18 protein-coding genes are annotated in these 21045 nt (G+C 72.1%); 4 read left to right on the forward strand and 14 right to left on the reverse strand.

The window, feature by feature from the left end:
• Window positions 1-7: 7 nt before the first annotated feature.
• The 7 genes from H343_RS0104525 to H343_RS0104555 form a co-directional block, all read right to left on the reverse strand.
• On the reverse strand, window positions 8-862 hold the full coding sequence (locus H343_RS0104525; RefSeq protein ID WP_028430162.1) for a TatD family hydrolase: 855 nt from the start codon (window positions 860-862) through the stop codon (window positions 8-10).
• On the reverse strand, window positions 862-1542 hold the full coding sequence (locus H343_RS28890; RefSeq protein WP_051264581.1) for an EboA domain-containing protein: 681 nt from the start codon (window positions 1540-1542) through the stop codon (window positions 862-864). Before H343_RS28890 ends, H343_RS0104525 begins: the two co-directional genes overlap by 1 nt.
• 2 nt (window positions 1543-1544) lie before the next feature.
• Window positions 1545-2483, reverse strand: a complete 939-nt coding sequence (locus H343_RS0104535) for a sugar phosphate isomerase/epimerase family protein (RefSeq protein WP_037902322.1) — start codon at window positions 2481-2483, stop codon at window positions 1545-1547.
• Entirely contained in the window at window positions 2480-3523 is a 1044-nt protein-coding gene (locus H343_RS0104540) for an SCO3242 family prenyltransferase (protein WP_028430164.1), read from the reverse strand. Before H343_RS0104540 ends, H343_RS0104535 begins: the two co-directional genes overlap by 4 nt.
• Window positions 3520-4674: an inositol-3-phosphate synthase gene (locus H343_RS0104545; protein ID WP_051264582.1), complete on the reverse strand. Its 1155-nt coding sequence runs from the start codon at window positions 4672-4674 to the stop codon at window positions 3520-3522. The genes H343_RS0104540 and H343_RS0104545 overlap by 4 nt, the downstream gene beginning before the upstream one ends.
• A 329-nt stretch (window positions 4675-5003) precedes the next feature.
• Window positions 5004-6404 carry a ThuA domain-containing protein gene (locus H343_RS28895; protein ID WP_106958782.1) on the reverse strand — a complete coding sequence of 467 codons (1401 nt, stop codon included), beginning with the start codon at window positions 6402-6404 and terminating at the stop codon, window positions 5004-5006.
• A 149-nt stretch (window positions 6405-6553) separates the two neighbouring features.
• Window positions 6554-8938: a PQQ-dependent sugar dehydrogenase gene (locus H343_RS0104555; RefSeq protein WP_078505046.1), complete on the reverse strand. Its 2385-nt coding sequence runs from the start codon at window positions 8936-8938 to the stop codon at window positions 6554-6556.
• Window positions 8939-9422: 484 nt separating this feature from the next.
• On the opposite strand from H343_RS0104555, the gene H343_RS0104560 reads away from it, so the two are divergent.
• On the forward strand, window positions 9423-10253 hold the full coding sequence (locus tag H343_RS0104560) for a Scr1 family TA system antitoxin-like transcriptional regulator (RefSeq protein ID WP_051264583.1): 831 nt from the start codon (window positions 9423-9425) through the stop codon (window positions 10251-10253).
• Window positions 10250-10435 carry a DUF397 domain-containing protein gene (locus tag H343_RS0104565; protein ID WP_028430168.1) on the forward strand — a complete coding sequence of 62 codons (186 nt, stop codon included), beginning with the start codon at window positions 10250-10252 and terminating at the stop codon, window positions 10433-10435. Before H343_RS0104560 ends, H343_RS0104565 begins: the two co-directional genes overlap by 4 nt.
• Before the next feature lie 239 nt (window positions 10436-10674).
• On the opposite strand, the gene H343_RS0104570 is transcribed toward H343_RS0104565, so the two are convergent.
• The 7 genes from H343_RS0104570 to H343_RS0104600 form a co-directional block, all read right to left on the reverse strand.
• Window positions 10675-11676 carry a sugar phosphate isomerase/epimerase family protein gene (locus tag H343_RS0104570; protein ID WP_028430169.1) on the reverse strand — a complete coding sequence of 334 codons (1002 nt, stop codon included), beginning with the start codon at window positions 11674-11676 and terminating at the stop codon, window positions 10675-10677.
• Window positions 11677-11763: 87 nt separating this feature from the next.
• On the reverse strand, window positions 11764-12984 hold the full coding sequence (locus H343_RS0104575) for a Gfo/Idh/MocA family protein (protein WP_028430170.1): 1221 nt from the start codon (window positions 12982-12984) through the stop codon (window positions 11764-11766).
• 85 nt (window positions 12985-13069) lie between these two features.
• Window positions 13070-14143, reverse strand: coding sequence for a substrate-binding domain-containing protein (locus tag H343_RS0104580; RefSeq protein WP_037902324.1), 1074 nt, complete (start codon window positions 14141-14143; stop codon window positions 13070-13072).
• A complete protein-coding gene (locus H343_RS0104585) occupies window positions 14140-15150 on the reverse strand; it encodes an ABC transporter permease (protein ID WP_028430172.1) in 1011 nt (336 codons plus the stop codon). The genes H343_RS0104580 and H343_RS0104585 overlap by 4 nt, the downstream gene beginning before the upstream one ends.
• Window positions 15147-16688 carry a sugar ABC transporter ATP-binding protein gene (locus H343_RS0104590; protein ID WP_028430173.1) on the reverse strand — a complete coding sequence of 514 codons (1542 nt, stop codon included), beginning with the start codon at window positions 16686-16688 and terminating at the stop codon, window positions 15147-15149. The genes H343_RS0104585 and H343_RS0104590 overlap by 4 nt, the downstream gene beginning before the upstream one ends.
• 251 nt (window positions 16689-16939) lie before the next feature.
• Window positions 16940-18121, reverse strand: coding sequence for an ROK family transcriptional regulator (locus H343_RS0104595; protein ID WP_028430174.1), 1182 nt, complete (start codon window positions 18119-18121; stop codon window positions 16940-16942).
• Between the two features lie 340 nt (window positions 18122-18461).
• The gene (locus tag H343_RS0104600) at window positions 18462-19139 is read right to left on the reverse strand and encodes a GntR family transcriptional regulator (protein WP_028430175.1); all 678 of its coding nucleotides are present in this window, start codon (window positions 19137-19139) and stop codon (window positions 18462-18464) included.
• 326 nt (window positions 19140-19465) lie between these two features.
• Between H343_RS0104600 and H343_RS0104605 the strand changes: the two genes are divergently transcribed.
• Window positions 19466-20164, forward strand: coding sequence for a class I SAM-dependent methyltransferase (locus H343_RS0104605; RefSeq protein ID WP_028430176.1), 699 nt, complete (start codon window positions 19466-19468; stop codon window positions 20162-20164).
• 16 nt (window positions 20165-20180) lie between these two features.
• Window positions 20181-20954, forward strand: coding sequence for an MBL fold metallo-hydrolase (locus H343_RS0104610; protein ID WP_028430177.1), 774 nt, complete (start codon window positions 20181-20183; stop codon window positions 20952-20954).
• The last annotated feature ends 91 nt before the right edge of the window (window positions 20955-21045 follow it).

Here is a 21045-nt window from a genome sequence, read left to right on the forward strand (position 1 = left end):
CCTCCCCTCATTCCCCGCCGCGCAGAATGGAGTTGCCCTCGTGGGTGAGCGCGCCGGTCTCATCGACGGGGTCGAGTTCGAGGCGTCCGCTCTGCCCGTAGAAGGCGACGGGGTTGTGCCACAGCACCTGCTCGACCTCGTCGTCGGTGAAGCCGGCCAGCAGCATGGCGTCCGCCACGGCGCGGGTCTTGAGCGGGTCGCTGCGGCCCCAGTCGGCGGCGGAGTTGACCAGGACGCGGGAGGTGCCGTGCAGACGCAGCAGGCGCACCATGCGGTGCTCGTCCATCTTGGTGTCGGGGTAGATGGAGAAGCCGAGCCAGCAACCGCTGTCGGCTGCGGCGTCGACGGTGGCCTCGTTGAGGTGGTCGAGCACGACCCGCTCCGGCGGCAGCCCGGACTCGCGCAGCACGTCGAGGGTGCGGGTCAGGCCCGCCGCCTTGTCGCGGTGCGGGGTGTGGACGAGGGCCGGGAGGCCGTGGTCGGCGGCGAGTTGGAGCTGCGCTGCCAGGGCGGTGTCCTCGGCGGGCGTCATGGAGTCGTAGCCGATCTCGCCCACGGCGACCACGCCGTCCTTGTCGAGGTAGCGCGGTAGTTCGTCCAGAACGGGTACGCAGCGCGGGTCGCCGGCCTCCTTGGGGTTGAGGGCGATGGTGCAGTGGTGGGCGATGCCGTACTGGGAGGCGCGGAAGGGCTCCCAGCCCAGCAGCGAGTCGAAGTAGTCGAAGAAGGAGCCGGGGGAGGTGCGGGGCTGGCCGAGCCAGAAGGAGGGTTCGACCAGGGCGCGTACGCCGGCCTCGTACATGGCGGCGTAGTCGTCGGTGGTCCGCGAGGTCATGTGGATGTGCGGGTCGAAGATGCGCATCAGGACTCCTCGGGCGTCGGGGACGAGGGGGCGTCGGCTTCTGCTTCCGCTTCGGCCTCCGCCAGGTCGAGGACGTGCAGCAGGTCCGCCGGTACCGTGCGGCCCGCTACGGTGCGTTCGTGTGCGAAGTCGCGGAGCATGCGGGCCAGTTCGGCGTCGCCCCGGGCGCGCCGGGCGAGGCCGTGGACGGCGGCCGTGGGGACGCCTGTGAACAGGCACTTCAGCACGGCGTGCCGCCATCCGTGCCGGTCGAGGTGTGCGGCGGCGTACGGGCCGACGGCGGCGGTGACCAGCCCGGTGTCGTTGGCACGCAGCGCGTCCTCCACCAGTGGCACGGCGTCGGGGGTTCCCGCGACAGGCAGATGGGGCAGGGCACGCAGGACGGCGACGCGTTCGGCGGCCGTGCCCTGGCGGTAGAGCCGGGTGAGGGTCGCGCTTCCCGCTCCGGCGGCGTGCAGCAGCAGCACTCGGACGGCGGGCGCCGCGGTGCGGCCGCAGCGGCGGCGGGCGGCGGCGAAGTGCGCCTCCCAGGCCGCCGGCCGGTGCGCCTCACGGGCGTCGGCGAGCGCCTGGTGCAGCCAGGTGCGGGCGGGGCCGTCGAGTTGGCGCTCCAGCCGGGCCTGGAGGTCGCGGAGCGTGCCGCTGAGGGATGTCTGCTCCTCGGAGGGCGGGTTCGGCATGGTCACTGTGCTCCTCTCCGGCCGCCGGCGGCGCTCTGCGGCCCGTCCGCCCGGTCCCCGGTCCGGGCGCCGCCCGCGCCGTGCCGTGCCGTTCGTTCCGCCTCGCGCAGGGCGCGGAGGGAGTCGCGGGCGCGGTCGGGTCCGGCGTGCGAGTCGCGGGGCAGTTCGACGGTGACGAGGCCGGCGTAACCGGCCTCCCACAGTGCGGCCAGTACCGGCGGTACGTCCAACTGGCCTTCACCGAACGGCAGATGCTCGTGCACGCCGCGTCGCATGTCCTCGATCTGCACATGCCGCAGCCACGGTGCGGCACGGCGTACGCACTCGGGCGGCGGCTCGGTCTCCAGGCAGAGGCAGTGCCCCACGTCCAGGGTCAGCCCGAGCCCGCCGGGCTCGCCGAGAGTCGTGCGCAGCCGGTGGAAATCGGCCAGGTCGCCCAGGAGGTGGCCGGGTTCGGGCTCGACGGCGAGCGGCACCCCGGTGGCCTGCGCGGCGGAGAGCAGCGCGCTGACGCCGTCGGCGAAGCGGGGCCACGCTGTGTGCCTGTCGGTCCCCTCGGGCAGCGTGCCGCTGAAGAAGTGTGTGGCGTGCGCGCCGAGGTCGGCCGCGACACGTACGGCCTTCAGCAGCAGGTCCAGACGTGCCGCGCGCGCCTCCGGGTCGGGGTCGAGCAGGGTGGGGTGGTGCTTGCGCCGCGGGTCGAGGACGTAGCGGGCGCCGGTCTCGACTGTGACGGTCAGCCCGTACCTCTCAAGTGCACGGCCCACGGCGGCTGTTCGACGCGGCAGGTCCGCGGCGAGGGGGTCGAGGTGCATGTGGTCGAGGGTGAGTCCCACCCCGTCGTACCCGAGGTCGGCGAGCAGCCCCAGGGCGTCCTCCAGCCGCAGGTCGGCGAGTCCGTTGGTGCCGTAGGCATAGCGCAGCGGGGCGTTGGGGCTCATGTGGGGCTGACCTTCCGTGAGAGCCGTCCGGCCGCCGGGAGAAGCGCCAGCAGGGCCGCGGCCCAGCCGGGACGTCCGGCGCGGGCGGCCAGGGCGGCCTGGAGCGGGACGGTGGCGCGGATGCCGCCGCCGACGGCGCGCTGGAGCAGCGGCGGCGACGGGTCGACCGCGGCACGGGTGAGGGGACGGGCGGCCGTCGTGGCATAGGTGAGGGCGAACGCCGCCGGCATGCGCCCCGCGGCGCCGGTCGCGCAGGCGAGGGCGGCGACGGCGCCGGTCGCGGCCAGCGGGACGGCGGGGGTGGCGCCGAGCGTTTCCCGGCGGGAGACGGCGGTCACGGCGAAGGTGTGCGCGCCGAGGAAGGCGGCGGAGCGCAGCACGTCGCCGGTGCGGGTCGCCGCGGGCGCACCGAGGGGGCGGGGGCCGGGCCCTGCCCGGTGCTGAACGTGGCTTGGTGCCCGGCCCGTCGGGGCGCGGCTCGCTCCCGGCACCGCGCTTGGGTGGGTGGCCGCGGACGCCGTCCTCGCCTTCACGGTCCCGCACCCGGTCCCGGTCCCGGTCCCGGCAGCAGTCACCGCCGTCGCCGTCGCGCCCAGGATCAGGTCGAGGGCGCGGGCGCCCGCCATCGCGGCCGGTCCCCACGCCGTGTGCTTGAGGCGCAGGTCGTAGGCCCAGACCGTGCCCGCCAGCGCCGTCGCCGTCAGCAGCGCCGGGCGGCTCGCCGCCGCGGCCAGCCGCAGGCCGGCCGCGGTGAGGACGGCGGCGGCGGTGAACGCGGCGGCCGGTGCTATCCGCCCGGACGGCAGCGGACGGTCCGGGCGTTCGGCCGCGTCGATGTCGCGGTCCGAGAAGTCGTTGAGGGCCATCCCGGCCTCGTACAGGCACAGCGACGCCCCGGCCGCCAGCAGCGTGCCCCCGTTCGGCCGGTGCCCGGAGGCCGCCGCACCCGCGAGTGCGTCCCCGGGAACGGTGAAGGCGGCAGAGATCCGCAGGAGTTCGGCCCAGTCGGCGGCGCGGCCCAGCGACCGCGGCGCCCTCACCGGCACGACCGCAGACGGCCGGCGAGTCCGAGCAGCGCGCCCCACTGGTCGGGCAGGGCGCTCGGACCGGTGTCGGGGTCCTTGAAGTAGAAGCCGAGCCCGTCGACGGGTCCGCCGAGTCCCTTCTCGTGGGCGCGGGCGACGAGCCGGGCGAGGTCGAGGACGAGCGGCGCGGCCAGCGCGGAGTCGCAGCCCTGCCAGACGGTCTGCAGGATCATGCGCGAGCCGAGGAAGCCGTCGAAGGCGACGTGGTCCCAGGCGGTCTTCCACTCCCCCAGTGCCGGGACGTCGTCGATGTGCAGTTCGCCTTCGGGCAGTCGGCCCAGGTTGTCGGCGAGGACACGTTCCTTGCCCGCGTTCTTCGCGGCCGCGGCGCCGGGGTCGGCGAGGGCGGCTCCGTCGCCGCCGCCCAGCAGGTTGGTGCCCGACCACGCGCGTACGGGCAGGGCGCGCTGCGCGAACATCGGCGCGAGCACGGAACGCAGCAGCGTCTGCCCGGTCTTGCCGTCACGCCCCGCGTGCGGAAGCCCCGAGTGCCGGGCGGCCGCCCGCAGTCGAGGGTGGTGCAGGCCCGTGGAGGGCGTGAAGTTCACATAGGGGCAGCCCGCCCGCAGGGCGGCGGAAGCGTAACGGGAGCTGGGCGGCAGCGCGGTCTGCGACGCGGACGGTGCGGCTTCCGTGGAGGCGACGTTGACGACGACCGTGCGGGCGAGACCGTTGTCGCGGGTGAAAGCGGTGAGGTCGGCGGCGAAGTCGTCGATCACCTCCTCCTCGGTGCGCGGGTCTCCCGTCAGCGGGCCGCCGGGGCGCACGCAGGCGTCGGCGGCGGCAAGTTCGGCCCGCACGGCCGCGGGCAGCCCGTGCGGGAGCACCCCTGCTGCGACGAGCTGTTCGGCCCGTTTGGGCAGCGGGCAGGAGGCCGTGTCATGACCGCCGAAGACGAGGTGTCCCAGTGGCGGCAGGCCGCAGTCGGCGAAGGGGGCGGTCTCCGTGACCATGCCGGCGGGCGGGTGCATGCCGGCGGCGACCGCCGCGCAGCCCGCTGCCGCCGTGGTGGCGACGGAGCCGCGTGCGCCGACGAGCCAGACGCCGGTACGGGCCGCGGACGGGCGCGGGGGCGGGGGCTGCTGGATGGGGTGGTCTTCGTTCACGGCCTGCCTCCGTGGTGAGGGGGTGGTGGTCAGGTGTCGTCGGTGGGGCGCCGGGTGGGTGTGCGTGAGGGGGTTGCCTGACGGAGCGGGGCCGGGGTGCCGGGGCGGGGAGGACGGGGATGCGGGAGGGGGTGAGGGACGCGCGGCGGGGAGGCGCGGCGGGGAGGAGTCGGCGTTCTCCTCGCCCGCCGCTTGCCCGGTGCCTTCAGGCCCCCCTCGGGCCACGGGGCACCGGGCGGACGGACCGCTGGCTGCGGCTCGTCATCCGGCGTGTGCCGGACGGCAGTCGGGCACCGACCCGTACGGGAGTCCGGCCCCCGTAGGGGGAGTCAGCCCGCTCCTCCCTTCGCGGCGGCGGGCCCGCCGTGGCCCTTGCCCCGGTCCCCGCCGTGGGAGTGGCCGTGTGAGTGGCCGTGGGTTCCCTCCGGTGCGTCCGGAGCGGAGGGCGCCAGCTGACGCAGCCGGACGTCGCGGAAGGCGACGTCGTCGCCGTCGCCGTGGTTCTGCAGGCCGATGTGGCCGTCGGCCAGGCTTCGGACGGGGTCGGTGTTGGTGAAGTCGTTGACCTGGACGCCGTTGAGCCAGACCCGCAGGCGTTCGCCCTCGACGCGGATCTCGAAGGTGTTCCACTCGCCGGGCGGGCTGAGGGCCTCGTCGCGCGCTTCGAGGTCCGCGGACCGGAAGCCGTAGACGGAGCCGGTCGTCTTCTCCGGTACGTCCGTGGCGTCGATCTGGATCTCGTAGCCGTTGTCCACGGCCGAGACGGGGTCGTCGGAGGCGGGGAAGCCGACGAAGACACCTGAGTTGTCGTCGCCCGCCATCCGCCAGTCCAACTTCAGTGAGTAGTCGCCCAGTTGCTCCGTCCGGTGCCACAGCAGGCCCATCCCGCCGACCGTGCTGAGGGTGCCGTCCTCACCCTCCTCGAAGCTGCCGGGCCCGGCCTGCTCCCACTCCCCCAGTCCGGTGCCGGCGTCGTAGAGCGGCGTGTAGCCGTTCTCCGGTCGGCAGTCGGCCTGAGCGGCGCCCGTGGCCCAGCGGATGCCGCCGAGCAGGTGTTCGCGGAAGGCGTCCTCGGCGTAGGACTCCTTGGTGTGCCCGCCGCCGGTGTAGAAGGCGCGGCCTCCCTCGTACTCCTGGCACCAGACGATCGGGTGGTCCCCGTCCATGGTGCCGCCGTCGTAGGACTCCTCGTCGAGCGCGGCCAGCACGCGGACGTTCTCACGGGGACTGGCGCGGTAGTTGTACCACTCGTCGGTACGGTCCCAGGTCCCGCCGAGATGCGCGGTGGCCGGGTGCGCCCGGTCCTCCACCTCGACGGTGGCGGGCTGTATCTGCGGATGCGAGTCGAACCACGCGCCCACCAGCCCGCCGTACCAGGGCCAGTCGTACTCGGTGTCGGCGGCGGCGTGCACGCCGGCGTATCCGCCGCCCTGCTGTATGTAGCCTTCGAACGCGGCCTGTTGCTCCTCGTCCAGCACGTCGCCGGTCGTGGAGAGGAAGACGACGGCGTCGTACTCGGCGAGCCGGTCGGGGGTGAAGACGGCGGCGTCCTCCGTCGCGTCGAGGGTGAAGCCGCCTTCCGCACCGAGTTCACGCAGCGCCGCGATCCCGTCGGGGATGGAGTCGTGGCGGAATCCCGCGGTCTTGGAGAAGACCAGGATCCGCTCGCCCTCCTGCTGCCCGCCGGGCGGTGCCGCTGCCTGGGTGGGCAGCGCGGTGACGGTCAGCATCAGCGCGGCAGCCGCCGCGGTCAGTGCCGACCGCACGGTCCCGCGCGGGAGTCGCCGTGTGCGAACGTACGGGTGCGCCCGTGCCCGCGCTCGTGCAGGTGTGCGTTCACGGGCCGTTCCGGATGCGCGTCTCATCGGCTCTTCCTCCCTCAGCTCGTCGTGACCTTGAAACTGTCCAGGTCGAACAGGCCGCCCGCGCCGCCGGTGAAGACCAGATAGAGCTCTGAGGAGCCCCCGGGCGCGTTCTCGACCGCGGTGCTCACCTCGCTCCAGCCCTCGCCCGTGCCGACCTCGGCGGTGCCCAGCAGCGTGCCGTCGGGTGCTCCGGCACGTACTTCGAGCTCGCCTCCGGCGGAGCCGCCCCCGTCGACCCGCGCGGTCAACTCGGTGACGTCAGCGGTGACATACGGGTCGAAGGCGATCCACTGGCCGTTCTCGACACCGGTGACGGCACGATCTCCCTCGGCCCCCTCTACGGAGGAGACCTCGACGCCGTCGGCGGAGCCGGTGAAGTGCTCGGCCTGCCGGTGCTCGGGCTGGAGGACGCTCTGGTCGTGACTGGTCAGGGAGTCCTGGCCCCCGCCGCCGTGGTCGGTGTACTCGGCGTCGAAGACGCCGAAGATGTCGGCGTTCGGGTCGTGTTCGCCGTCCTCGCTCGTCTTGATGGTGCCGGAGCAGCCCTTGGCCGACGTGATCGGGTGGCCGTGGCTGTCGTGGCCGAGGATGTAGCTGACCTCCACCTCGGAGCAGTCGATCTCGCCGTCCTCCGGGTCGGTCACCTTCACCTCGAAGGGCACCTCGTCGCCGAAGCCGAACGGCTGGCCGTCGGCGGGCAGTTGCAGCTCGACCTTCGGCGCGGTGTTCCCGACGGTCACGATCACGCTGGCGCTTCCCGTGCGCCCGCCGGGGTCGGTGGCGGTGACCGTCGCGGAGTAGGTGCCGTTCTCGGTGTAGGTGTGGGTCGGATCGGCCTCGCCGGAGGTGGCGCCGTCACCGAAGTCCCAGCTGTAGCTGAGCGCGTCGCCGTCGGCGTCGCTGCTTCCCTCGGAGGAGAAGGCGACCTCCAGCGGCGCCTGACCGCTGGTCGTGTCGGACTTCGCCTCGGCGATGGGGCTGTGGCCGTCGGTGGCGTTCTCGATGCGGTAGACGGCGGAGTTCTCGTCGCCGTTGAAGTAGCCGGTGCCGTAGTCCAGGACGTAGAGCGCGCCGTCCGGGCCGAACTCCATGTCCATCACCTGAGTGCCGCTCCAGGGGAAGGAGTTGATGGAGGAGACGTCTCCTCCGGCCCCGTGCTCGATGCGTTTGATCCACTGGCGGCCGAACTCGCCGGCGAAGAAGTCACCGTCGTACTCCTGCGGGAACTTCACCTCCGAGTCCAGGTCTTCGTCGTAGCGGTAGACGGGACCGCCCATCGGGGACTCGGAGCCGTCGCCGAACTCCGGTACGGAGGCGCCGTCGTAGGCGATCCACGCGGGCTGGGCGGCGGGCAGTTCCGTCAGCCCGGTGTTGTGGGGCGAGTCGTTGACGGGGGCGGCGCAGTCGAACTTCTCCCCCGACTCGCCGCTGCCGAAGTCGTAGTCGGTGTAGGCGTCGTTCTCGCCCGTGCAGTAGGGCCAGCCGTAGTTGCCGGCCTCGGTGACGCGGGCGAACTCGACCTGGCCGGACGGCCCGCGCGCCGGGTCGGCCGAGCCGGCGTCGGGCCCGTAGTCGCCGACGTAGACGGTGCCGGTGGGCTTGTCCACGGACATGCGGAAGGGATTGCGGAAGCCCATCGCGTAGATCTCGGGGCGGGTCTTCTCGGTCCCCGGCTCGAAGAGGTTGCCCTCGGGGATGCTGTAGCCGCCGTCGTCCTCGACCTTGACACGCAGGATCTTGCCGCGCAGGTCATTGGTGTTGCCCGAGCTGCGCTGAGCGTCGAAGGCGGGGTTGCGGTCGGCGCGTTCGTCGATGGGTGTGTAGCCGTCCGACTGGAAGGGGTTGGTGTCGTCCCCGGTCGACAGCAGAAGGTTGCCGTCGGCGTCGAAGGCGATGTCACCCCCGACGTGGCAGCACAGCCCGCGGTCCGCCTCGACGTCGAGGATCTTCGTCTCGCTGTCCATGTCGAGGGTGCCGTCCTCGCCGAGCACGAACCGCGAGAGCCGGTTGACGCCCTCGAAGGGCTTGAAGTCGTCGGGGTTGCCCGTCTCGGGGGCGTCACCCTCGGGGGTGTCCATGGGCGGCGCGTAATAGAGGTAGACGAAGCGGTTGTCGGTGAAGTCCGGGTCCACGCCCACGCCTTGAAGGCCCTCCTCGTCGTGGGAGTAGACGGGCACCTCGCCCGCGACCTTGGTGGCGCCGCCCTCGTCGGTCAGGCGCACCGTGCCCTCGCGGGAGGTGTGCAGGACGGAACGGTCGGGCAGCACGGCCATCGTCATCGGCTCGCCGGTCTCGGCGGCCCCCTTGGCCAGGGTGACCTGCTGGAAGTCGGCGGCGGCGGCCGGTGAGTCGTCCGCCTTGGGCGGAGCGGCGCCGAGCGTCAGCAGGCCGCCTGCCATCGCGCAGGAGACGAGTACGGCGACGCGGGCGCGGAAGGTACGGCGCCTGGCGGACAGTGGTGGGGACTGGGAAGTGGAGCGAATGATCCTGTGCACGCGACTCCTCCTGTGAGGGAGAACGGTGGTGGACGCAGGTGTCGTTGACCGTCGAGCAAGCACAGGCGCGCGCCGTCGCGCCGAAGTATTCCGGGCCGTGCCCGGTTTTCACCGGAGTGCGGACGTACCGGTCGTGCAGGAGATCGAGGGGGAAAGCGGCTCATGTCCGGTACACCACAAGGACGGTAACCATCTTCGTCTCATACGGAAACCCCTTTGACAGCGCTTAAGTTGGCTTCATCCACGATGCGGACAAAGTCTCGACTTACCCACGGTCACAGAACCCGTACAGACCCGGGGCGTACGTGCACTCAGATGGACACGGAGAGTCACATTCGGTGACCATTGCGGGAGTTGACTGAACGAGAACGCGAGAGGGCGGCCGGGCATGACGGAAGGCACAGGCGGCGGCGAACCGGAGTCCACGGACAGCCTGAAGGCGTTCGGAGAAGTCCTCAAGGCCTTCCGGAGACGGGCGAGGCTGACCCAGGAGGAGTTCGCGCCACTCGTGCGCTATTCGCACCCGACGGTCGCCTCGATCGAACAGGGACGCCGCTTCCCCCCACCGCAGTTCGTGCAGCGCGCCGAGGAGACGCTGGACGCCTTCGGAGCCCTGCAGGGAGCGGCACGGCACGTCTCACGCCGTCCCGGTCTGGCGAGCTGGTTCCGGCAGTGGGCACGGCTGGAGGCAGAGGCGACGGCCCTCAGCACCTACGAATGCCGCCTGATCCCGGGCCTGTTGCAGACGGAGTCCTACGCTCGCACCCTCTTCGTCAACCAACTCCCCCCACTGGACGACGCCCAGATCGAGGCCCAGTGGACCGCACGGGAGGAGCGCAAGCGCCTGCTGACCGAACGGCCCCACACGGCCTACAGCTTCATCCTCGAAGAGCACCTCTTCCTGCGCCGCACCGGCGGCACCGAGGTCACACGGGAACTGATCGACCACGTCCTGACAGCTGCGGAACTGCGGAACGTGGAGATCCAGGTCATGCCGCTGGTGAAGGAGAACCACGCAGGGCTGCACGGTCCCATCCGGCTTCTGGAAGCTCCGGGGAACCTGTTCTTCGGCTACAGCGAGGGACAGGAGATTGGCCAGTTCATCTCCGACCCGCAGGTGCTCAGCGTGCACCGGATGCGGTATGCCAGGATGCGCTCACAGGCACTCTCCCCCGAGGAATCCCTGAGCCTGTTGCAGGGGATGCGAGGAGCGCTATGAGCAGCACCGAACCGTCCTGGTACAAGAGTAGTTACAGCAGTGGCTCCGGCGACGACTGCGTCGAGGTGGCCGCCTGTGCGGACACCGTCCACGTGCGGGACTCCAAGTTCGAGCAGGGCCCCCGGCTCGCACTGTCCCCGGCCGCCTGGGCACGCTTCGTCTCGTTCACGGGCCGGGACTGACCCTCCTCGGAGGGCCACTCCTCAGTGCCGTGCCGGGACAGCCGCCCGGCCGCGGGAGGGGGCGGGACGCGCAGGCGGTGGCCCCGGGACACTCAAGCGTGATTTGCGGCCCGGCGCCTCCGACGGGCGCCAGTTGACGCAACAGAGCTGCGCCGGGCCGTAAATCATGCCGTCCCGGGGGCACCGCCGGAGCGGCACGCACCCGCACCACCGGCACCGCCGGCCCCACCGCCCAGCCCTCAGTCGCTGCTGAACGCCGCGTCGAACGACGACGACGGCGGATCGTAGTCGAACGCCTTCAGCCGCCGCAGCGCCTCCGGCGCCCCGGCCAGCCGGTCCATGCCGGCGTCCTCCCACTCCACCGAGACCGGTCCGTCGTATCCGATGGAGTGCAGCATCCGGAAGACGTCCTCCCAGGCCACATCGCCGTGCCCGGCCGAGACGAAGTCCCAGCCGCGCCGCGGGTCGCCCCACGGCAGGTGGGAGCCCAGGCGCCCGTTGCGTCCGTCGAGCCGGGTGCGGGCCTCCTTGCAGTCGACGTGGTAGATCCGGTCGCGGTAGTCGTAGAGGAAGCCCGTCGGGTCCAGGTCCTGCCAGACGAAGTGGCTGGGGTCGAAGTTGAGCCCGAAGGCCGGGCGGTGGCCGATGGCTTCCAGGGCCCGGTGTGTCGTCCAGTAGTCGTAGGCGATCTCGCTGGGGTGGACCTCGTGGGCGAAGCGCACTCCCTCCGCGTCGAAGACGTCCAGCACGGGGTTCCAGCGCTCGGCGAAGTCCTCGTAGCCCCGCTCGACCATGTGCGGCGGCACCGGGGGGAACATCGCCACCAGATGCCAGATCGACGATCCGGTGAATCCGACGACGGTACGTACGCCCAGCGCTGCCGCGGCCCGTGCGGTGTCCTTCATCTCTGCCGCGGCGCGCTGCCGTACACCTTCCGGCTCGCCGTCTCCCCAGATGCGCGAGGGCAGGATGCCCTGGTGCCTCTCGTCGATGGGATGGTCGCAGACGGCCTGGCCGACGAGGTGGTTGGAGACCGCCCAGCACTTGAGGCCGTGCTTGTCCAGCAGGGTGCGCCGTCCCTCCACGTAGCCGGACTCGTTCAGTGCGCGGTCGACTTCGAAGTGGTCGCCCCAGCATGCGAGTTCCAGGCCGTCGTAGCCGAAGTCGCGGGCGAGGGCGCAGACTTCCTCCAGCGGGAGGTCCGCCCACTGGCCGGTGAAGAGCGTGAACTGTCGGGGCATGTTGCGGTGCCTCCTGATCTGTGTCTCCCGGCTCCCCGGGCGGTCGGCGCCGCGCGGGGCCGCCGGATGGACGGGCAGCGGTCGTCGTCAGCCCGCCACGGGCGTGACCGCGACGGGCGTGAACGCGCTGTTCTTGTCCGCGCTCTCCTCGACCGCCGCCAGCACCCGCTGGACCTGGAGGCCGTCGGCGAAGGAGGGTTCGGGGTCCGTGCCGGTGGCGACGGCGTACAGCAGGTCACGCGCCTGGTGCACGAAGGTGTGCTCGTAGCCCAGCCCGTGGCCCGGCGGCCACCACGCCTCCAGATAGGGATGTTCGGACTCGGTGACCTGGATGCGCCGGAAGCCGGACTCGGTCGCGGCGTCCGTGTGGTCGTGGAACTGCAGCTCGTTGAGGCGCTCCAGGTCGAACACCACTGATCCACGGGTGCCGTTCAGCTCGACCCGCAGCGCGTTCTTCCTCCCCGCGGCGACCCGGCTGACCTCGAAGGAGGCCAGCGCCCCCGAGTCCAGCCGCCCGTGGAAGAGCGCCGCGTCGTCGACGGTGACCTCTCCGAGGGCGCCGCCGGGATCGCCGCCGGGCAGGGGACGCTCGGTCACGAACGTCTCCGTCTGCGCCGAGACGCCCGTCAGCGGCGAGCCCGCAAGGTGCTGCGCGATGTCGACGGCGTGCGCTCCCAGGTCGCCGAGGGCGCCCGATCCCGCCGCCTCCCTGCGCAGCCTCCACGCCAGCGGGAATCCGGGGTCGACCAGCCAGTCCTGGAGGTAGCTCACGCGTACGTGCCGCAGCTCCCCCAGCCTGCCCTCGGCCACCATGCGCCGGGCGAGGGCGAGTGCGGGTGTGCGGCGGTAGTTGAAGCCGACCATCGTCAACTGGCCGCGCGTACGGGCACGCTGCGCCGCGGCCGCCATCCGTTCCGCCTCCTCGACCGAGTTGGCGAGCGGCTTCTCGCACAGCACGTGCTTGCCCGCCTCCAGCGCCGCGACGGCGATCTCGGCGTGGCTCTCACCCGGTGTGCAGATGTCGACGAGCTGGATGTCCTCGCGGGTGATCATCTCCCGCCAGTCGGTCTCCGTCGAGGTCCAGCCCAGCCGTCCGGCCGCGGCCCGTACCGCGTCCGCGTCCCGTCCGCACACGGCCGTCATGGCCGGTGCGAGCGGCAGGTCGAAGACGCGGCCCACGGTGCGCCAGCCCTGGGAGTGGGCCGCTCCCATGAAGGCGTAGCCGACCATTCCCACACCGATCGGTGGCGCCGAGGCGGGCTGCTCGGGGCGTCGGGGTGCAGGAGCGGGCGCGGTGTCGTCGGACATGGGACTCCTCCCTGTCGGGGTGTGCGCTGCGGGGGCGGCGGCGGGCGCGCTCGGCGCCGCGCCGTGACGGTGGTCCGCCCGGTGCCTACTTGAAGCCGGTCGGGAGGTACTCGTCGACGTTGTCCTTGGTGACGACGGCCGAGTACAGCGTCATGGAGGCCGGGATCTCGAACTCGGCGAGTCCCGCGACGCCCTTGCCCTGCCCGAGGGCGCGGGCGAGGTCGATGGCGGAGGCGGCCATCGTCGGCGGGTAGAGGACGGTGGCCTTGATGACGCTGTTGTCCGCCTTGATGGCGTCCATGACGCGTCGTGACCCGGCGCCGCCGACCATGAGGAACTCGTCCCTGCCCGCTTGCTTGATGGCCCTCTCGGCGCCCACGCCCTGGTCGTCGTCGTGGTTCCACAGCGCGTCGAACTCCGGCTCCGCGCGCAGCAGCTGGGCCATTTTCGACTGCCCGGACTCGACGGTGAACTCGGCGGCCTGACGGGCGACCTTCTCGATGTTGGGGTAGTTCTTCAGGGCGTCGTCGAAGCCCTCGGTGCGCTCCCGCGTCAGCTCCAGGTTGTCGATGCCGGCGAGTTCGACGACCTTGGCGTTCTTCTTGCCCTTGAGCTTCTCGCCGATGTAGCGGCCGGCGTTGAGTCCCATGCCGTAGTTGTCGCCGCCGATCCAGCAGCGGTAGGCCTGCTGGGAGGCGAAGACCCGGTCGAGGTTGACCACGGGGATGCCCGCGCGCATCGCCTTCAGACCGACCTGGGTGAGGGCCTTGCCGTCGGCGGGGAGGATGACGAGGACGTCGACCTTCTTGTTGATCAGCGTCTCGATCTGGCCGACCTGCTGAGCGTTGTCGTTGGAGCCCTCGGTGGCCTCCAGGGTGACGTCCTTGTACTTCTTGGCGCGTTCGGTGGCCTGTTCGTTGATGGCGTTCAGCCAGCCGTGGTCGGCCTGCGGCCCGGCGAAGCCGATGGTGACCTCCTTGCCGGGCTTGTCGTCGGCGACGTTGGCCTGGCCGGTCTCGGCCTCCTTGTCGTCGTTGGACTTGTTGCTGGTGCAGCCGGTTGCCAGCAGGGCTCCGGCCGCGGCCGTCCCGAAGAGCAGGTTCCTGCGGGAGGTGGGTGAGGGGATCTCGTTGCGGGGTGTGCTGGAGTTCTCGGTCATGGCGTCTTCCGACCCTTCTGGACCAGGACTGCGGCGACGATGATCGCCCCCTTGGCGATCTGCTGGACGTCGCTCTGGAGGTTGTTGAGCGCGAACAGGTTGGTGATCGTGGTGAAGACCAGCACTCCGAGGACGGAGCCGGTGATGGTGCCGCGGCCGCCGCTCAGGAGGGTGCCGCCGATGATGGCCGCGGCGATGGCGTCGAGTTCGTAGAGGTTGCCGTTGGTGTTCTGGCCGGAGCCGGTGAGGACGACGAGCATGAACGCGGCGATGCCGCAGCACAGTCCGGACAGCAGGTACAGCAGGAGCCGCTGCCGCTTCACGGCGATCCCGGCGAGCCTGGACGCCTCGGCGTTCCCGCCGACGGCCACGGTGCGGCGTCCGAAGGTGGTACGTCCCAGCACCAGCCAGCCGAGCACCGCCACGGCGGCGAAGACCAGCACCAGCGGCGGCACCCCGAGCACGTAGCTGTCGGAGACGCCGAGGTCGAGGACGGACTGCACCGTGACCACCTGCGTCTTGCCTTCGCTGATCAGCAGTGCGAGTCCGCGTGCCGAGGCGAGCATGGCGAGGGTGGCGATGAAGGGCACCATCGGCCCGTACGCGATGAGCATGCCGTTGACCAGCCCGCAGCCCACACCGACCGCCAGGGCGCACAGCAGCATGCCGCCGAGTCCGAACTCCTGTGTGGCCACGGTCGTCGCCCACACCGAGGCGAGCGCGACGATCGCACCGACCGACAGGTCGATCCCGCCGCCGATGATGACGAACGTGACACCGACGGTGACGACCCCGATGACGGAGGACTGGGTGAGGATGAGCTGGAGGTTGCCGGTGCTCAGGAACTGCTCCGGCCTGGTGACGGCGCCGACGATGACCAGCGCGACGAGCACGCCGGCCAGCGAGAGGTGGCGCAGGCCGAGCCGGGGTGCGCTGATCCGGCGCCTGGAGGACGAAGTCGGCGGCGGCGCGGGCTCCTTGACCGCTTCGGCACCGGGTGAGCTCAGCACGAGGGGCTCCCTTCCATGACGAGGTCGAGGACCCGGTGCTCGTCGAGCTCCCGGGCGGGGGCGGTGTGCACGACGCGTCCCTCGCGCATCACCAGCACCCGGTCGGCGAGCCCGAGGACCTCGGGCACTTCGCTGGAGACGAGCAGGACCGCGACGCCGGAGTCCGCGAGGCCGCGGATGACGGTGTAGAGCTCGGCGCGTGCCCCGACGTCCACCCCCCGGGTGGGCTCGTCCAGCAGCAGTACGCGGCAGTCGCGCAGCAGCCAGCGTGCGAGGACGACCTTCTGCTGGTTGCCGCCGGAGAGCGTGCGTACGGGGCGCTCGGGGTCGTCGGGGTGCAGCGCGAGGTCGCGGGTGCGGGCACGGGCCTGGGTGCGCTCCCGCGCGCGGTCGATCCAGCCGCCGCGGGAGAAGCGCGGGAGCGAGGAGACCGACACGTTGCGGGTGACCGACTCCAGCATCAACAGCGCCTGGGACTTGCGTTCTTCGGGGGCGAGGCCCACTCCGGCGCGTACGGCCGCGGTGACGTCGCCCGGCCGCAGCGCGGCCCCGCCGACGAGGACGCGGCCCGCGGTGGGGCGGCGGGCGCCGGAGAGGGTTTCGAGGATCTCGGAGCGTCCCGAGCCGACGAGTCCGGCGAGTCCGACGATCTCGCCGGGGCGCAGTTCGAGGTCGAGGGGCGCGAACTCGCCCCGGCGCGCGAGTCCTTGGGTGCGCAGCACCGGCTCGGGGGGCTGCGGCACCTGGCCGTCCGGGCCGGGGGTGGGAACGGGGGGACGTTCGGGGAAGGCGTACTGCACCTCGCGGCCCGTCATCAGCGCGACGAACTCCCGTGTCTCGGTGGTGCGGGCGGGCAGTCCGCGAGCGGCGACCCGGCCGTCCTTGAGCACGGAGACCCGGTCGCCGATGCGGCGGATCTCCTCCAGACGGTGGGAGATGTAGACGACGGCGACACCCTCGGCGGTGAGGCCGGCGACGATGCGGAAGAGGTTGGAGACCTCGTCCGGGTCGAGGGCGGCGGAGGGTTCGTCCATGACGATCAGGCGCACGTCGTGGGAGAGGGCGCGGGCCATGGAGACGATCTGCGCTCCGGCCGCCGAGAGCGCGCCGACCGGGACGTCCGGGTCGATCTCGGGGTGTCCGAGGCGGGCGAGGAGTTCCGCCGCGCGGGTACGGGCGTGGCGTGACCGTATGAAGCCGCGGGTGGTGACCTCGTTGCCGAGGAAGATGTTCTCGGTCGCCGACAGGTGCTCCACCAGGTCGAGTTCCTGGTAGATGGTGGCGATGCCCAGCCGCATGGCGGCGATCGGCGTGTGCAGCCGTACGGGCCCGCCCTGCCAGCGGATCTCGCCCTCGTCCGGCTGGTGGGCGCCCGCGAGGACCTTGATCAGGGTGGACTTGCCCGCGCCGTTCTGCCCCAGCAGGCAGTGCACCTCGCCGGCCTCGACCTGGAGGTCGACGCCGTCCAGCGCGCGTACGCCGGGGAAGGTCTTGGTGATGCGGGACATGGTCAGCAGTGGAGCCGGTGAAGCCATGGAGGGGCCTCCGTGCGTGCGGGCAGGCGGGACCGTGGGAAGGGTGCTGAGCTCGAACCGGACGGGGACGCGGTGCTGAGGTGCCGGGTGCGGTGCCGTACAGGTGCCGAAGTGCCGTGCTGCGGTGCCGAGTCGGTGGTGCAGGCGGTGGTACGTGCAGTCGAGCGGGGCGGTGCGCGCGCTGTGCCACGTGGCCCGCCGGCCGGTGGGCCGGGTTCGGGGGCCGGAACGGATGGAGCCGGTCGGACCGGTCAGGCCGGGGAGAAGAGGTGGTCGCTGATGAGTCGGGCGGCCCCCGTCACCCCGGCGACAGGGCCCAACTCGCCGAGGACGATGGGGAGGTTGCCGGTCGCCAGAGGCAGCGACTGGCGGTAGACCTGAGTGCGGATGCTGGCGAGCAGGGTGTGGCCGAGTCCGGTGACGCCGCCGCCGATCACCACCAGGCCGGGGTTGAAGAAGCTGACGAGCCCCGCGATGACCTGGCCCACGCGGGCCCCGCCGTCGCGGATGAGATCGAGCGACGTGCCGTCACCCGCGGCCGCCGCGGCAGCCACGTCTTCGGCGGTGAGCCGCCCTGCGGCCTCCAGCCGGGCCGAGAGTTCGGCGGACTGTCCGTCGCGCGCGGCGGACTCCGCGTCCCGTGCGAGAGCGGAGCCGCCGAAGTACGCCTCCAGACAGCCGCGGTTGCCGCAGGGGCAGGGACGGCCCTCCGGCTCGACCTGGATGTGGCCGATGTCGCCGGCGCTCCCTGTCGTGCCGCGGTGGACCTCGCCGCCGACGACGACGCCGCAGCCGATGCCGGTGCCGATCTTCACGCAGAAGAAGTCCCGCACGGAGCGTGCCACTCCGGCCTGCATCTCGCCCATCGCGATGAGGTTCACGTCGTTGTCGACCATGACGGGGCAGCCCAGCTCCTGGCTCAGCGCCTCGCGCACGGGGAAGCCGTCCCAGCCGGGCATGATCGGCGGTGCCACGGGCACGCCCTCGGGGAACCGCACCGGTCCGGGCACGCCGATCCCGGCGCCGTCGAAGCCCTCGGCGAGACCGGAGTCGCGGAGCTTGGCGACCATCGCGAGCACCTGGTCGAAGACGGCGACGGGGCCCTCACGGACGTCCATGGGCTGATTGAGGTGGCCCAGGACCTCCAACTCCGGGTTGGTGACGGCCACGTCGACGGAGGTGGCGCCGATGTCGACGCCGAGGAAGCGGAGTTGGGGGGTGAGCCGCACATTGTGCGAGCGGCGTCCGCCGCGGGAGGCCGCCAGTCCGTCGGCGACGACGAGCCCGGTCTCCAGCAGCCGGTCGATCTCCACGGCGAGCTTGGAACGGGAGAGGTCGACCTGATCGCCCAGCTCCGCACGGGAGTTGGGGCCGCCGTCCCGCAGCAGACGGAGGAGCCGTGCCTGGTGCGCGTTGGCGGGCCGGGCCGTCATACGTCTCACCGCCACCCCTCCTTCCCCTGCCCGCGGGCTTCCGTTGTACGTCCGGGCGATGCCTGGATTGACTGGGAACGTACCAGCACTGTGCGCAACGGGGAAGAAGTTCTGCAGGAATTGCTTCTACTTTCTCCATGTAGTGGACAAAGATGCGGACAGGAGAAAACCCGGCACCGGGACCCTGGGACGGGCGCGTTCGGCCGCACATGACGAACTCCCCCGCACAGCAGGGGAGTCGAGCGCCTCAGGCGCAGCGGAGGAGGCAGCGGGCGGGCACGCCCCGCCATCCGCAGGCCGGCGGAGGGAAGGAACAGCCGGTGACGGGCGCCGGCCCGGCTCAGCCTCGTTCGCGCTCGTGGTACGAGCGACGGGTGTGCTCCGTGTGCTCCCGCATGACGGCCGTGGCCCGCTCACCGTCGCCGTCGGCGATGGCCGCGATCAGCGCACGGTGCTCCGTCCAGGACTGGGCGCCGCGCTGCCGCGCCACCGGCGTGTAGTACCACCGCACCCGGCGGTCGACCTGACTCGCCAGCTCCGCGAGCACCGCGTTGCCCGCCAGGCCCATCACCCGGGCATGGAACGCGGCGTTGGCCTCCACGACCGCCTCGACCTCGTCACCGCCGACGGCGGCCTCCCCCCGCCGGCACAGCTCCTCCAGCTCCGCGATGCCCGCCGCGTCCGCGTTGACGGCGGCGAGCCGGGCGGCCTCCGCCTCCAGCAGCGTACGTACGGTCAGCAGCTGGTCGGCCTCCTCCTCCGTCGGCTCGTGCACGAACGCACCCTGTGCGGGACGCAGATCGACCCAGCCGTCCGTGTTCAGCCGCTGCAGCGCCTCCCGCACGGGCTGCCGGGAGACCCCCAGATGCTGGGCGAGTTCGCTCTCGACGAGATGCTGGCCGGGCCTGAGGGCACGCGTGGTGATGAGTTCGAGCAGCGCCTCGTAGACCCGCTCCCGCAGCGGGCCCGGCCGCTCCAGCTTGGGCATGGCGCCTTCCGGCAGTCCTGCGGACAGCATTCGCGACTCCCGTTCTCGACCTGTCTTGGCTATTGGATACAGTCTACGGAGTGCATTGTGCCTCGGGGGACGCCCCGGGCATCCCCCGCCCGTTTGTGACGCGATACACGCCATCGGGCCGGCCCGGCCGTCTGCCGGGCCGGCGGCGCCCCGCGCAGGCGTCGCACGCACACGGGCCCCGCACGGTATCCGAGTGCCCGGTCCGGCTTCCGCGCGGCCCAGGTCGCCGCTGACGCGGGGTGCCGTGCCGCCCTTGGCGCAGGGAGGCCGGCCACCGCGTTTATTGCCGCGCGGCGGGCCGCTCCCCCGTGCCACTCTCCTCTCCCATGGACCCCGACTGGATGCTGGACGAAATCGCCCATGCCGGCCCCGAGCACCTCGACGCGGCCTTCGTCTCCGGCTTCGACCGCAAACAGGGACACCCCGACCCCGCCGCCGACATCGCGCTGCTGCGCGCGCACGGGCTGACCGAGGACTCCGTGGTCGTCGACTTCGGCGCCGGTACGGGCCAGTTCGCCGTACCGGCCGCACGGCACTTCGGACGCGTGGTCGCCGCGGAGATCTCGCCCGCGATGCGGGACGTGCTGCGTGAACGCGCCTCCAGCCGGGGGCCGTCCTCACTGGAGTGCGCGAGGGGCGGCTTCCTCAGCTACGAGCACACCGGCCCGCCCGCCGACGCGGTCTTCACCCGCCACGCTCTGCATCAACTGCCGGACTTCTGGAAAGTGATCGCGCTGCGCCGCATCGCCTCGCTCCTCAGACCCGGCGGGATTCTGCGACTGCACGACCTCGTCTACGACTTCGCCCCGCACGAGGCGGTCAGCTCCGTGGAGCGCTGGCTCACGGACGCGGCCACGGACCCGTCGGCCGCCTACACCCGGGCGGATCTGGCGGAGCACGTGCGTACCGAACACAGCACGTTCCGCTGGCTGTTCGAGCCGATGCTCACCGCCGCGGGCTTCGAGATCACCGACTGCGCCTTCCGCGCGTCGGTGTACGCCTCCTACACCTGTGTGAAGCGCTGAGAGCCGGGGAGAGACCGTGGAAGTTACCGTGCTCGGCGGCAGCGGGGCCTTCCCGACGGCCACCCAGGCGTGCAGCGGCTATCTGGTCGTACGGGACGGATTCCGGCTGCTTCTCGACCCCGGGTACGCCACGCTGCCGGTACTGCTCGGCCACATCCGGGCGGAAGAGGTCGACGCGGTACTGGTCAGCCACGGACACCCGGACCACTGCGCGGACATCAACCCGCTGCTGCGCGCCCGCTCACTGTCCGGCGAACCGCCCCCGCCGCTCCCCCTGTTCGCGCTGCCCGGCGCACTCGACGCCGTACTCGCCCTCGACCGGCGCGCCATGCTCGAAGACACCTACGCGCTGTACGAGTTCACCGCGGGAGCCCGCTTCGGCATCGGGCCGTTCACCGTCGAGACCTCGCCGCTCCCGCACTCCGTACCGAACGCGGGCATCCGGCTGACCGACCCGGGCGGCACGGTCCTCGCCTTCACCGGCGACACGGGAGCGAGCCCTCTCATCCCTCAACTCGCCCGCGACGCCGATCTGTTCCTCTGCGACGCGACGCACCCCGAGGAGACCCCCGCGGATGTGTCGGGCACACTCCTCACGGCCCGTGAGGCGGGGCGGTACGCCCGGCAGGCCGGGGCGGCACACCTGATGCTGACGCATCTGTGGCCGGGCACCCCGCACGGCGACGCCGTCGCGGCGGCCTGCGCGTCCTTCACCGGCCCCGTCACCGTTGCCGCACCAGGCCGGCACGTACGTCCGGGGAGCGGCGCCCACGGTCAGGCGGTTCTCTGAGGGCCGCCCGGCCCGCCCCCGGCCCGTCCCTTTGCGGGCAGACGGGGCGGAGCGGCCCCGGCAGCAGCGCCGTGAACCGCTCCACCCGCGC

It is taken from the genome of Streptomyces sp. TAA204, assembly GCF_000424965.1.